Source organism: Chryseobacterium sp. BIGb0232 (assembly GCF_024810195.1).
Classification (GTDB): Bacteria; Bacteroidota; Bacteroidia; order Flavobacteriales; family Weeksellaceae; genus Chryseobacterium; species Chryseobacterium pennae.
Genome location: NZ_JANUEH010000014.1, coordinates 105,580 through 119,175, shown reverse-complemented (window position 1 = coordinate 119,175; position 13,596 = coordinate 105,580). Strand labels below are relative to the sequence as shown.

The window sequence follows — 13,596 nt, the reverse complement described above, 5'->3', positions numbered from 1 at the left end:
TTAATCCTGGGACTCTTCCTCATCTTCTTCCTCAGCGGATGAGGAGCCTTCCCAGTTTTTAGTGTCAAAATTAAGATTATCATAAGCTAACAATTCCTCCTCACGCTGGAGGATTTCTTTTGTGCTGAATAAGGCAATATCATCATCTCCTTTTGCCTTTGCCAACTTTCTGATCGAGGCTTTGTCAATAGCCATAAAACGCTGCCCAAGACGTCTGGCTGCATATTTTCTCATTCCGGTTTCATGGAGTACATCAACGGCCATATCCACAGCTGTTCCCAAAGTTTCCCGGTAAATGTGATTCACTCCATTATTCAGATATTCATAAGCATCAATTCTGTTTTTTGCTCTTACAAATATTTTTACTGTGGGATAATGCTCACGAACAAGTTCAGCAATGAACATATTGTCATCTGCATCATCCAGACATAATACCAGAATTTCAGCATCTTCAATACCTGCCGCCCTTAAAATGGGAATTCTTGTGGCATCACCATAATATACTTTAAAGCCATAGCTTCTCAGAAGTTTTACACGGTCTGAATCTCTATCCAGAACAGTTGCAGATATTTTATTAGCTTTTAAAAGGCGTCCCACAGTACTTCCAAAATGCCCAAACCCTACAATAATGATCTTTTTCTGAATCACATCACTATCCAGGATATTGAAGTCATGTTCTTCTTCGGGAATTTCCTTAATAAACTTGGGTGTAATAAATTTATCATTGATGATCAGGAGAATAGGAGTGATGCACATGGTAATCGCTGTGACAGCCATTAGTTGAGCATTCAGTTCCGGGCCCAGAAGATAAAGATCCGAGGCATAATTAATCAATACAAAAGCAAATTCCCCCACCTGCGAAAGTGCGAAGGCATAAAAAAGACTTTGTGGAGTATCTATTCTGTAAAACTTTCCAATCGTATACAATACCAAAAACTTCACTGCCAATACGGCAAATACAGTACTGAAAATAAATAACGGATCTTTTTGAATGATATTAAAATTGATCGTTGATCCCACACTAACAAAAAATACAGCCAACAATAGCCCTTTAAAAGGATTGATCTGTGCTTCAAGTTCATGTCGAAATTCGCTGTTGGCCAACATGACTCCGGCAAGAAAGGCTCCTAATGCAGGTGAAAGCCCGATCACAATCATCAGTTCAGATACCCCGATAACAAGGAATAGGGAAGAGGCTGTCAATAGCTCTGCCATCCCGGATTTTGAAACATAACGTAAAAAGGGTACGAATACATATCGTCCCAATAAGATCAATAATGCAACCCCGAAAATGACAGTACTGGCCTGAAGCCATTCCGGAAGTTTCTGTATCAGGATCTGGATCTCATTATCATGATGTTTTGCTTTATAATTGGCAATAATCGGAAGTATAGCCAAAATGGGAATGACCGAAATATCCTGAAATAAAAGGGTAGAGAATGAAGCTTCACCAGCCGTTGTTTTAAAATTATTCTTTTCCTGTAATGTCTGCAATACAATAGCTGTAGAAGACAACGCAAAACACATTGCAACTGCAATAGCCTTATCTATTCTCCAGCCTACACTGATGAATACAAGAAATAATAATAAAATGGTCAGAAGCATCTGAGTGAGCCCAAGGCCCATGATTTTCTTCCTCATTTCCCAGAACTTTCGCGGTTCCAACTCCAGACCAACGATAAATAAAAGCATAATAACTCCAAACTCACTGGCATGCATAATGTCATTGACATTATTTCCGGTAAGCCTGAGGACATAAGGACCAATGATGATCCCTCCCAAAATATAACCAATTACTGAACTCAATCCCAATTTTCTGGCCAGTGGAACCATGATAATGGCTACACCCAGAAAAAGTAATGTGTTCATCGCTAAGCTGGACTCCATATATTATTGATTGAGCAGTTCTGTAAACTCTTTTTTATGTAGAATAATTTCTTTTTTAGACAACTTGTTGGCTTCGTAAACAATCTTGATGTGTTTGATGTCAGCCTTGAAGACCTTTAAGGAAACAATCAGTCCGCTGATCAGTTCATCAATGGTATATTGATAGGTTCCGGATTTACTGAAAGATCTTTCCTTTCCGCCAGTGGTGATCAGGATATAAACTTCTTTATTTTCAAGAGGATTTTCTTTCCCGGGCAATAACCAGTCACGATCGAAAACTTCATCAATCCATAATCTTAACAGAGGAGGCATTCCGAACCAAATGAGAGGAAACTGAAAAACAAAGCGGTCATAGTGGGCTAACCGTTTTCTTTCCCTGAAGGCAGCAATATGGAAGTCAGGATATTCTTCATAAAGATCACGTAAGGTATAATGCTGGTGACGAACGTAGAAATTGATGAGCTCTACATTCGAATTGGAGTGCTCCAGATAGGGGTGTGCAAATACTACCAGCGTCTTCTTCATAATCCTGTTTTCAGTAAATATAGTAAAAAAATATTGAATAAAAGGCAGGTTTTATGATGATTTATTAATTTTTTAATATGTGAAAGTCAATTTAATGTTAATTAAAATCAAAGAAATACTGTTATTTTAAGTTTTTAAATAAAAAATCAGGTCCTTAAGACCTGATCTGTTTATAAATGATTATAATTCTTGTAAGATTACCATCCTCCGGATGCACCACCACCTCCAAAACTTCCGCCACCGCCGAAGCCTCCAAAGCCACCGCCGCTACCTCCGGAACTTCCGCCACCAAAGCCACCGCCACCAAAACCACCAGGGAATGGGAAGAACCCACCAGGATAATTTCTGCGTCCTCTTCGGGTGATGATAACATCATCATTATCGGAATTTCCACCTCCGCCACGGCCACCACCTCGGTTACCGAAGAGAATAGCAATGATGATAAAAATAACAAAGGCGATAATAAGGACCTTAAGTGCACTGCCATCACCGGAAGGTGCCGTTGTAAGAGCTGGTTTAAATTTACCCTGAACAGCTTCCATAATAGCTGAGGTACCACGGTTGATACCTTCATACCAAAGTCCTTTTTTGAAATTGGGAGTAACGATGTAATCCAGGATCTGTCCTGCAACAGAAGCCGTAAGATATTGTTCCACAGCTCGCCCTTGTTGGATAGACATGGTATGATCTTCAGTCGCGATCAGGAAAACAACCCCGTTATCCACTCCTTTCTTTCCGATCTTCCATTGCTGGCCAAACTTGGTGGCTAAAAAATTGACATCCTCGCCTTTGGTAGACTTGATGATTACCACTTCAATTTCTGTGGAAGTGGAGTCTGCAAATTTGATCAGTTTATTGTTAAGCTCATCTTTTTCCTGTTGGGAAAGAATTCCGGCTTCATCAAAAACCGGGTATAAAACTGCAGGTTTTTGAGGAATGATATATTGTGCTGATACAAAGGTGTAAAAGCAGATCAGTAAAAATGAAAATACTATTTTAGGAGAATGTAATTTCATTTGGAAGTTGGTTTGGGTTTTCTCCTTCTACAGGAAAATATTTTTTAAGTTCAAGGCCTGTTTCCAGAATAGCACTTTTCAATGCCTTATAATAATTTCCCTTGGCAAATTCAGTAGTGATATAGTCATGCAGATGGTCCCAATAAGATTGGTTTACTTTTTCATGAATACCTACATCTCCGATAATGGTGAGGTATTTCTGTTCAAAATTAACATGAAAAAGCACCGCATTCCTATCAGTAGTTTTATCCATACACAGTTCCTTGAAAACTTCAAATGCTGTTTTGGCATCACGGTTTTCTGTATTAGAGTCAATATGTACTCTGATCTCCCCTGTAGAATGGTCTTCTGCTGACTGAATCGCTTCCACAAGGGAAGCGATCTGTTGATTTGTTAGGAAATTGCTCATTATTATTTGAATACTTCAGGGGCTTTCTGAGCTCCTGCTTCAGCTTTGAAATAAGGTTTTTCTTTAAAGTTCGTGAAATTCGCCAGAATATTATTCGGGAATGTCTTGATAGAAGTGTTATAATCCTGAGCAGCTTCGTTATAGTAAACCGTTTCTGTTCTGATACTGTTTTCTATTGCGGTATATTCTCTTTGGAAGTTAATATACTGCTGGTCTGCTTTTAAGTTAGGATAAGATTCCACTACAGCCATCAATCGGCTTAAAGCTCCTGATAATTCTCCCTGTGCTGCCTGGAACTTTGCAATATCCGCTTCTGTCATATTGGTAGGATCTACATTGATGGAAGTTGCTTTAGAACGTGCTTCCACAACTTGTGTTAATGTTTCCTGCTCAAATTTTGAATACGATTTTACAGTTCTTTCCAGATTAGGAATAAGATTCGCTCTTTTCTGGTATACAGTCTCTATATTAGACCATTTTGTGTTTACGGTCTGTTCTTTGGCTACAAAGCTGTTATACCCGCTTTTTCCCCAGAAGAATAGGACAGCAACAATAATAAGGAGGGCGATACCAATGGTTCCGGCGCCCAGACATCCTTTATTTTTCATAGTTTATTTTTTTTAATTTTTTGTGCTAATCAAATATACAAATTATGTGCTAATTTTGTAGAAAATTATATTTGAATGACAACAATAGTGGTAGCTATGGGAGAGAAGAATGAAATTGGTTTTGAAAACCAGTTGCTTTGGCATCTTCCAAAAGATTTAAAACATTTTAAAGAGATTACTTCAGAACATCCTATAATTATGGGTAGAAAAACATATGAGAGTATCGGAAAACCACTTCCTAACCGTACCAATATTGTTGTTTCGAGAAAAAAAGACTGGTTTGAAGAGGGAATTCTTATTGTAGGAAGTATTAAAGAAGCGATTAAGTTTGCTAAAAAGATCGACGAGGAAGTTTTCATCATCGGTGGCGGAAATATCTATGAACAAACCATAGATATTGTGGATAAACTTGAAGTTACTCTCGTAAAAGCTGATCTTGAAGCTGATACATTTTTCCCGAAAATCGATGAGAAAATCTGGAAAAAAACAAATGAAATCTGCCATGAAAAAGATGAGAAAAATGGATATGATTTCTGTTTTCAGACATTCGAAAGAATTAATAAAAAAGCTTAATTGTCAATAGTTAATTTTTGCTTTGTAAAGGGAATAGACAATTGCCGGCAGATGTAAAAATTGACAAGGATAATGGATTGACCATTCACCATTGACTTTTTGAACTTTAACCTTTAAATTTATTATCTTTGCACTTCTAAAATTTAAAAATGAATAAATACATAAAAATTGCAGTAGCAGCAATTCTTATCCTACTAGGTCTTTATATGATGATTTTCACAAGAAATCTTGGCTGGGGAATTGTTGTATTTCTTTTGGCGGCAATTCCGATTGCGCTTTTCTTTAAAAACGAGTATATTCTTTTAGCATTCTGGCAGCTGAGAAAGCAAAATATGGAAAAGGCGGCTGAATGGTTAACCAAAATTACCGATTACCAGACTCAGCTTCATAAAACCCAATACGGATATTTCCATTATTTATTAGGATTGACGCAAGCTCAGGATCACCCGACAAAAGTGGAACCTTTAATGAAAAAAGCTTTGGAATACGGTTTGAATATGAAACACGACAGAGCAATGGCAACTTTGAATCTTGCAGCATCTGCGATCTCTAAAGGAAGAAAGCAGGAAGGACAAAAACTGTTAGAAGAAGCTAAAAGGCTGGATAGTGCTGGAATGATGACCGATCAGATCAAAATGATGAAAGATCAGCTGAAAATGCCAACAATGCAAAAGCATATGCATAATCCTAACATGAGACAGAGAGGTAAGTTCTAATAAGAAACCACAGATAAAACAAAAAGCACCTGAATCAGGTGCTTTTTTATGTTTATTAATAAGGAGTTACATTTCTGAAGTCTGATCATAGCCATAAAATTTAGGCATCTGCCAATGATATTTTACAGCAAAGGTTCGGATGGCAACAATCAGTAAAATTGTAAAGATCTGTATAAAAGTATAGGAAAGTGGAGTATACTTTGTCATTAATAAAAATGCAGCTCCGCCTACAATACATGCTGTGGCATAGATCTCTTTCCTGAAGATCAGGGGAATCCGGTTAAGCAATATATCGCGGATAATTCCACCAAAACAGCCAGTAATGGTTCCTAATCCAATGCAAATTAAAGGATGGATACCAACATTGAGCCCTTTCTGAATTCCGATAATGGTAAACAGTCCTAATCCAAAGCTGTCAAAGATGAATAAAGTTACCTTAAAGTTTTTTTCAAGGGACTTGAATACCATAGAAATAACACTGGTAATAATAATCAGGGCACACATCAGAAGATCATGCATCCAGAATACAGGAATATCCAGTAGAAGATCTCTTACAGTTCCTCCCCCTACAGAAGTGACAAAGGCGATAATCAGAACGCCAAAAGGGTCAAGTCGTTTCTGCATGGCTGCAAAACTTCCCGACATGGAAAACGCAATGGTTCCAAGTACTTCTATAGCAAAATTGAACTGTTCGTGCATATAATTATAAATAATCGTTGATAAGTGATTTTCTGCTTAAGCAAATTCTTGGCCATTGTATCAATTATCATCTATCGCTTATCAGTTATAATTTTGTTTATTTTTCAACTCTTACAGAGTCCGGAACCATCAGTTCATATTCGCCGCCGTGGGTAATGATTTCCCTTACGATGCTGCTGCTGATGAATGATTTTCCGGAAGAGGTTAATAAGAATACAGTTTCTAATTTTTTGTGAGCTAATGTCCTGTTCGTATGAGCGATTGCCTTTTCGAATTCAAAATCGGCAGGGTTTCTCAGGCCTCGGATGATATATTGAGCATTCTTTTCAAAACAGTAATCTACAGTTAAGCCCTCAAATGAATCTACTTCCACATTGGGGAATTCTGCTACGGAATTCTGAATAAATTCCTTTCTTTTTTCAAGAGGAAACATATATTTCTTCTGGGAATTCTGCCCGATGGCAATAATTAATTTATCAAATAGCGGTGCCGCTCTTTCTATAATATCGTAATGTCCTAAAGTGATAGGGTCAAAAGACCCTGGGAAAACAGCAATTTTCATTTTGTATGAGTTATGATTTTGAGTTGTCAATGAAGGATAGAGTTATATTTTAGTCAAACGCTAACCTTTGCTTTTTAACTTCTACTATCTATTTTCTTTTATTTAAAGCCTTTTCAACTTCATTTCCACAAAGATCCATAATAGAGATTCCATAATGTTTTGCCTGTTGAGGAAGAATACTGGCAGGAGAGAATCCTGGGTTGGTATTCATTTCAAGCATATAAGGAATGCCGTCCATTAAAATAAATTCACTTCTTGAGAATCCGCTCATACCAAGAGAATTGTATGCTCTTTTAGCAATTTCTTCCACTCTTTTTGTCGTTTCTTCATCAATTCTTGCTGGAGTAATCTCTTCAGAAGCGCCTTCATATTTGGCTTCATAGTCGAAGAACTCATTAGTAGGAACAATTTCCGTAATTCCTAAAACGATGGTTTCACCTTTAAAATCGATAACCCCTACAGAAACTTCCATTCCGTTTAAGAAACTTTCGATAAGGATCTCGTCATCTTCTTTGAATGCTGTTTCTGTGGCAGCAATCACTTCAGATTTGTCTTTTACTTTAGAAATTCCCAGTGAAGATCCGGATTGGTTAGGTTTTACAAAAAGCGGAAGACTTAATTCTTCTACAATTTTATCCACATTGATCTCTTCTCCTTTTCTTAGATAGATGCTTTTAGCTGAAGGAATTCCGTACTTTGACAATACTGCAAGAGTATCTTTTTTATTAAAAGTAAGGGCGCTCTGGTAAAAATCACAACCTGTGTATTTTTGACCTATGGCATCCCAATATGCTTGAAGAATACCGTTCTCACCCGGTGTTCCGTGGATGATATTGAAGCATACATCAAACTTCAATATTTCTCCATTATCTGAGGTAACAGAAAAATCTCCTCTGTTGATTGGATATTTTTTATCATTTTCTCCTAAAAAATACCATTCATCTTTAAGGACTACTACTTTATATACATCATATAGATTTCTGTCCAAAGAATCATAGATCAATTGTCCGCTTTTTAAGGATACAACATATTCATCAGAATAGCCTCCCATTACTACGGCAACACTTTTTTTATTCATAACCATATAGTATCAATTGAGGCAAATTTAAACATTTTATGCAATGCAATATGGGAAATCAGGAAATTTTCAAATCAAAAATGAATTGTGTTAAATAAAAAGTCCATTCTAAAATTATTAGCTATATTTGCGGTTATAATTAAAGTATTTTTAAGTATGCTTAAATCACTTTTCAATTGGAAAGTTTTAGTGAATTTGGTTGTGGCAATCTGTGTTTTCGTGGGTCTTGTATGGCTTACGTTCCGCTGGTTAGAGTACCATACTAATCACGGTCAGGAAATTCCTGTTCCCAATGTTGTTAATAAATCTGTACATGATGCTGTTAAAATATTAGATGATACAGGTTTGGAATATGAAGTAGACAGTGCCAATTATGACCCTAAATACAGACCATTTCAGGTTTTACAAATCTATCCTGCTCCGGGTTCCCGTGTAAAGGATGGAAGAACAGTGCGTCTTAAAGTGAATCCTAGAACATGGGCTCAGATTGCTGTTCCGGATGTTATCAACAAATATTCAGGACTGGCATTCCAGAGATTGGATCAGGTTGGTCTGAAAATCGGGGATACTATTTATGAACCGAGTATTCAGAAAGATGCTCTTTTAAGAATTTTATATAAAGGAAATGCCGTAAATCCGGGTGCCCGTCTTCCTAGGTTCTCTGTAATTGACGTTGTGGTAGGATCAGGTCCAATGAGAAATATTTCTATTCCTAATGTAGTGGGACTTTCCGTAAAAGAAGCAAGAGCTGTGATTACGAAGAGTATGTTTGAAGTAGGATTGGTAGAATATGAAGATGGTGGAAAGGATGAATCTGATATTATCTATTATCAGGATCCAGCTCCAGGGGATGTCCGTGACCAGGGGATGCAGATTGACCTTTGGGCAAGTAAGAAAACTCCGGCAGAGCTTAGAGCAAAAGTGGAGCAGTTGAATTCTATTTACCGAATGAAAGTAGATACTTCTCTGCCGCCGGTACGATATGAGGAAGTTCATAATGAACCAAGTTATGAAGCACCGGTAGTGCCTCCTCCGGCTCCTAGAAGAGAAACTCCAAAGACCGAAGCTCCGAAAACAGAGACTTCTAAACCTCAGTCTACCACCCCTAAGCCAACAAGTACAGGGACAGAGAAACCTAAGGCTTCTACCAGTACTCCGGCTACAGGAACGGCAGCAAAACCTGCCGCCTCCACTACTACTCAGCAACCAGCCCAAAAGCCGAAAGCTAAGAAAGTAGTTGTAGAATAACTACAAATTAATAATAAAAATATAGGCTTCAACTGCAAAATGTTGAAGCCTTTTGTGTAAAAAAATAAATACAATGTCAGAAGATAACGAAGATTTTTTAGATGAAGGATTATTGGATTCCAACAGTATTGATACTATCGATATTGATGAGGAAAATAAAGGTTTATATGAACATCTTAATATCACTGCGGATCCCGGACAGGAGCCATTAAGAATAGATAAGTTTCTTTTAATACACCGTCAAAATTCTTCAAGGAATAAAATTTCTCAGACCTGCAGAGCTGGAAACGTTATAGTGAATGGTGCTGCAGTAAAGCAGAATTACCGTGTAAAACCGGGAGATCAGATTTCTGTGCTGTTAACCCGTCCACCGAGGGAAAACGTGATTATCCCACAGGATATTCCTATTAATATAGTATATGAAGATGATGATCTGGTAGTTGTAGATAAAGAACCAGGAATGGTGGTACATCCAGGACATGGAAATTGGGATGGAACTTTGGTGAATGCTCTGGCATTTCATTTTGAGAAAAATGGGGCAAAATCTGATCTTGACAGGGTAGGGCTTGTTCATAGGATTGATAAGGATACTTCCGGACTTCTGGTAGTCGCTAAAAATGAATATGCATTAAGTTTTCTGGCCAAGCAGTTTTTCAACAGAACCACAAAGAGGCTGTACTGGGCTTTTGTATGGGGAAATCCTCAGGAAGATGAAGGAACCATCAGAGGACATATCGGAAGGCATCCTAAAAACAGAATGCAGATGTCTGTATACGAAGACGGAAGCCAGGGGAAACACGCGGTTACCCATTATAAAGTATTGGAAAGGTTTAAGTATATGACATGGGTGGAATGTAAGCTTGAAACAGGAAGAACCCATCAGATCAGGGCACACTTCAAGCATATTGGGCATACTTTATTTAATGATGAGCGTTATGAAGGGCATACCCCTTTAAGAGGTGTGAATATTCCAAAATATAAGCAATTTATTAAAAATGTCTTTGAAATTCTGCCAAGACATGCCCTGCACGCACATACCCTCGGATTTATACATCCTACAACAAAAAAGGAATTATATTTTGAAAGCCCAATGCCCAAAGATATGGCGGATGCTGTAAAAAAATGGAGAAATTATTTAGAAAACTAAAAATATATTGAGAATTTTTTTATATTTGTTGAATTGAAATCAAGATTTGTTATGAGAAAACTATATGCTATCGTATGTTTAGCTCTTTTGTCAAATGCATACAAAGCACAAGAATCACTACCATATTATCAACAGTATCTTTTGGATGGTGACTTCCTGTTCAACCCAGCTCAGTACGGTAAAACAGACTACGTACAGCTCAATGCCATTTATCAAAAACAATTTTCCAAATTCAGCGAATCCCCAAATGTACAATCTGTGGGAATCAATGCTAACATATTCGATAGAGTAGGTGCCGGTCTTACCATATTCAGAGACAGTAACGGTGCAGAATCTGCTGGAGGAATTACAGCAGGTGCTTCATACTTCATTCCTTTGAGTAGTGAGGGAGACAGAAAAGATCAGTTCTCTTTCGGTACAAGTATTAGTTTGTATAATAGAAATTTTGATTTTACTAAAGTCAACGTTGAAGAGCAGGGAGATCCATTAGTAAATGGCAGTGAACAGAGTATTTTCATGGCGTATGCTAATTTCGGTTTGGCAGCTACCTATAGAAACCTTTTCGGGGGTGTTTCCGTAAATGATATTGCATTAGGTAACGATAAGCCTATTGTAAACGGATTTGAGCCTTCTCCAATTAAATTCTTCTTAAACTTAGGATATAACTGGCATATTGCTGATAACATCATGTTGACACCTGCAGCAATGATTAACCTGAATACCAATTCAACAAGAGTAATGGATTATAACCTGATGGCTACATTCTCTAATGAAGTGAATGCATTCTCTGTTGGGGTAAGTTATAGATCTGCTCAGAACAGATTTGACAGTCAGCAATTGGAAATTGCTCCGGTTGTTAAAGTAAGGTTCAATAAATTTATGATTGGAGCTACTTATAACCTTGGATTATCTGATATTCAGCAGTACGGAGGAAACAGCTTCATGATCGGGCTGGGTTATAATTTTGATAACTTTATTAATGTTCGAGGATATAGATATTAATCAATTTAATTTAAATAAATTTGAGCTCTGAATTTTTTCAGGGCTTTTTTTATGATATATATTCACATTCCCTTCTGTAAGCAGAAATGCAGCTATTGTAATTTCCATTTTTCAACATCCCTGAACTTTAAGGATGAAATGCTTCTTGCCATGAAAACCGAAATACAGCTTAGAAAGGACGAATTGCAGAACCGGAGCCTGAAATCCCTGTATTTTGGTGGTGGAACTCCTTCCATCCTTTCAGTGGATGAGATTAATTCTTTAATTGATGAGGTTTTACATTATTTCAGCTTTGAAAAAGATATTGAGATTACTCTGGAAGCCAATCCGGATGATCTGGATAAAAATTTCTTAAAACAGCTTGCGGGAACCCCTGTTAACCGGTTGTCTATAGGAACACAAAGTTTCTTTGAAGAGGATCTTAAACTGATGAACCGTGCCCATACTGCTTCAGAAGCAGAAGGATCCATTAAACGTGCCCAGGATTTTGGATTTGAAAACCTGAGTATAGATCTTATTTACGGTTCACCTACCTCTAATCTGGAGATCTGGAAAGAGAATTTGAATAAAACCATGGCTTTGGAAGTTCCCCATATTTCCTCTTATGCCTTAACAGTTGAGCCTAAAACAGCTCTTGAAAACTGGATTTCAAAAGGTAAAGTAAAAAGTCCGAAAGAAGAAGAACAGAACAGAGAGTTCTATTATTTATCAGACTTTTTAAAAGATAATGGTTTTGAACACTATGAAGTTTCAAACTTTGCAAAACCTGGCTTCTATTCCAGACATAATTCAGCCTATTGGAAGTATCAGGAATATTTAGGAATTGGCCCTTCTGCACATTCTTATAACGGATTTGATGTAAGAAGCTGGAATGTAGCTAACAATCAACAATACATTAAAAAACTCAGTACAAAAATTTTAGCCAAAGAAGAAGAAATTCTGTCTAAGGAAGATCAGTTTAATGAAATGATAATGATCGGTTTACGTACCATTTGGGGGGTAGACCTGAAAAGCTTAAAAGAAAAGTTTGATAACCGGTTCATGGAGCATTTTCAACATGAGATCAGACAGAAAATGGAAGAAGGTATTTTAACCATAGAAAATGATCATCTGAAAATTCCGGAAAAACATTGGTTTATGGCAGATGGAATTGCTTCGGATTTATTTATGGTTTAATGACGGGCAAAATTCAGTGTAAGTAATTTGCTGTACCTTAAGAATATTGTATTAAATCCAAGATAATACAATGTAAATACAACGTAAATTCATTAATTTTGTATAAAATTTCAGTTCATTTGAAAACTAAAAAACAAGATTATTCGCATCTTTCATCCAGCCAGCCTATCGGTATTTTTGATAGTGGAGTAGGAGGTCTTACTGTTGCTAAGGAAATCAAAAGGCTTTTGCCTAATGAAGATCTTATCTATTTTGGAGATACCAAACACCTTCCTTATGGTGAAAAGTCTAAAGAAGCAATTATAGAATATTCTACAAAGATTACCAATTTTCTGCTGAAGCAAAATTGCAAAGCGATTGTAATAGCATGTAATACGGCTACAGCCAATGCTCTAAATGAAGTGATGCAGTCGGTGGCCGGAAAAGTTCCTGTTATAGACGTTATTAATCCTGTTGCTGAAAAAGTATCTTACGAAATTCATAATAATGTGGGCGTGATTGCTACCAAGGCTACTGTGAACTCAGGGCTGTATAAAAAAAGCATCAGAAAGCATAATAAATGGATCAAAGTAGATGAACTGGCCACTCCTTTACTGGTTCCTGCCATCGAAGAAGGATTTAAAAATCACCCGATCACCCATGCTATTATTTACAACTATCTAAGTAATAGTAAACTTAAAAATATTGAAACGCTGATTTTAGGATGTACCCACTATCCACTTTTAATTGATGAAATTAAGCAGTATTATGGAAACAGAGTTCGTGTTATAGATTCTCCCAATATTGTAGCCAATCACCTGAAAATCATTTTGGATAAATATAATCTACTCAATGATAATAATCCCAATCCCAATTACCATTTCTATCTTTCGGATTTGACAAAAAACTTCGAGAAGATTTCGAAGAAGTTCTTTGGGAAAACAATTGATTTAGAATTAAAAGTATTATAG

At 37.0% G+C, this 13,596-nt stretch carries 15 protein-coding genes; 7 read left to right on the top strand and 8 right to left on the bottom strand.

The features are described from left to right. The 5 genes from M2372_RS23175 to M2372_RS23155 form a co-directional block, all read right to left on the bottom strand. Positions 1-1,887: a monovalent cation:proton antiporter-2 (CPA2) family protein gene (locus M2372_RS23175; protein ID WP_115971707.1), complete on the bottom strand. Its 1,887-nt coding sequence runs from the start codon at positions 1,885-1,887 to the stop codon at positions 1-3. A gap of 3 nt (positions 1,888-1,890) precedes the next feature. Then, positions 1,891-2,412 carry an NAD(P)H-dependent oxidoreductase gene (locus M2372_RS23170; protein ID WP_115971708.1) on the bottom strand — a complete coding sequence of 174 codons (522 nt, stop codon included), beginning with the start codon at positions 2,410-2,412 and terminating at the stop codon, positions 1,891-1,893. Positions 2,413-2,609: 197 nt separating this feature from the next. Further along, positions 2,610-3,428 carry a YgcG family protein gene (locus tag M2372_RS23165; protein WP_123321424.1) on the bottom strand — a complete coding sequence of 273 codons (819 nt, stop codon included), beginning with the start codon at positions 3,426-3,428 and terminating at the stop codon, positions 2,610-2,612. After that, positions 3,409-3,837 (bottom strand): TPM domain-containing protein, encoded by a 429-nt coding sequence (locus M2372_RS23160; protein ID WP_228438746.1) that lies wholly within the window; start codon positions 3,835-3,837, stop codon positions 3,409-3,411. The genes M2372_RS23165 and M2372_RS23160 overlap by 20 nt, the downstream gene beginning before the upstream one ends. A 2-nt stretch (positions 3,838-3,839) precedes the next feature. Continuing rightward, positions 3,840-4,445, bottom strand: a complete 606-nt coding sequence (locus tag M2372_RS23155) for a LemA family protein (protein WP_115971711.1) — start codon at positions 4,443-4,445, stop codon at positions 3,840-3,842. 75 nt (positions 4,446-4,520) lie between these two features. Between M2372_RS23155 and M2372_RS23150 the strand changes: the two genes are divergently transcribed. Continuing rightward, positions 4,521-5,018 (top strand): dihydrofolate reductase, encoded by a 498-nt coding sequence (locus tag M2372_RS23150; RefSeq protein ID WP_123321425.1) that lies wholly within the window; start codon positions 4,521-4,523, stop codon positions 5,016-5,018. A 149-nt stretch (positions 5,019-5,167) separates the two neighbouring features. Next, on the top strand, positions 5,168-5,734 hold the full coding sequence (locus tag M2372_RS23145) for a tetratricopeptide repeat protein (protein WP_115971713.1): 567 nt from the start codon (positions 5,168-5,170) through the stop codon (positions 5,732-5,734). A gap of 66 nt (positions 5,735-5,800) precedes the next feature. On the opposite strand, the gene M2372_RS23140 is transcribed toward M2372_RS23145, so the two are convergent. The 3 genes from M2372_RS23140 to M2372_RS23130 all read right to left on the bottom strand — a co-directional run bounded on the left by M2372_RS23140 (position 5,801) and on the right by M2372_RS23130 (position 8,073). After that, a complete protein-coding gene (locus M2372_RS23140; protein ID WP_115971714.1) occupies positions 5,801-6,433 on the bottom strand; it encodes a trimeric intracellular cation channel family protein in 633 nt (210 codons plus the stop codon). 97 nt (positions 6,434-6,530) lie between these two features. Continuing rightward, the gene (coaD, locus tag M2372_RS23135; RefSeq protein ID WP_115971715.1) at positions 6,531-6,995 is read right to left on the bottom strand and encodes a pantetheine-phosphate adenylyltransferase; all 465 of its coding nucleotides are present in this window, start codon (positions 6,993-6,995) and stop codon (positions 6,531-6,533) included. Positions 6,996-7,083: 88 nt separating this feature from the next. Further along, a complete protein-coding gene (locus M2372_RS23130; protein WP_123321426.1) occupies positions 7,084-8,073 on the bottom strand; it encodes a D-alanine--D-alanine ligase in 990 nt (329 codons plus the stop codon). A 156-nt stretch (positions 8,074-8,229) separates the two neighbouring features. On the opposite strand from M2372_RS23130, the gene M2372_RS23125 reads away from it, so the two are divergent. From M2372_RS23125 to murI, 5 genes are all read left to right on the top strand, one after another. Then, entirely contained in the window at positions 8,230-9,321 is a 1,092-nt protein-coding gene (locus tag M2372_RS23125) for a PASTA domain-containing protein (protein WP_123321427.1), read from the top strand. 73 nt (positions 9,322-9,394) lie between these two features. Next, positions 9,395-10,468 (top strand): RluA family pseudouridine synthase, encoded by a 1,074-nt coding sequence (locus tag M2372_RS23120; protein ID WP_185018969.1) that lies wholly within the window; start codon positions 9,395-9,397, stop codon positions 10,466-10,468. Between the two features lie 51 nt (positions 10,469-10,519). Next, the gene (locus M2372_RS23115; protein ID WP_115971718.1) at positions 10,520-11,470 is read left to right on the top strand and encodes a PorP/SprF family type IX secretion system membrane protein; all 951 of its coding nucleotides are present in this window, start codon (positions 10,520-10,522) and stop codon (positions 11,468-11,470) included. 51 nt (positions 11,471-11,521) lie between these two features. Further along, on the top strand, positions 11,522-12,646 hold the full coding sequence (gene hemW / locus M2372_RS23110) for a radical SAM family heme chaperone HemW (protein ID WP_123321428.1): 1,125 nt from the start codon (positions 11,522-11,524) through the stop codon (positions 12,644-12,646). A 119-nt stretch (positions 12,647-12,765) separates the two neighbouring features. Beyond that, positions 12,766-13,596, top strand: a complete 831-nt coding sequence (gene murI / locus M2372_RS23105) for a glutamate racemase (protein ID WP_115971720.1) — start codon at positions 12,766-12,768, stop codon at positions 13,594-13,596.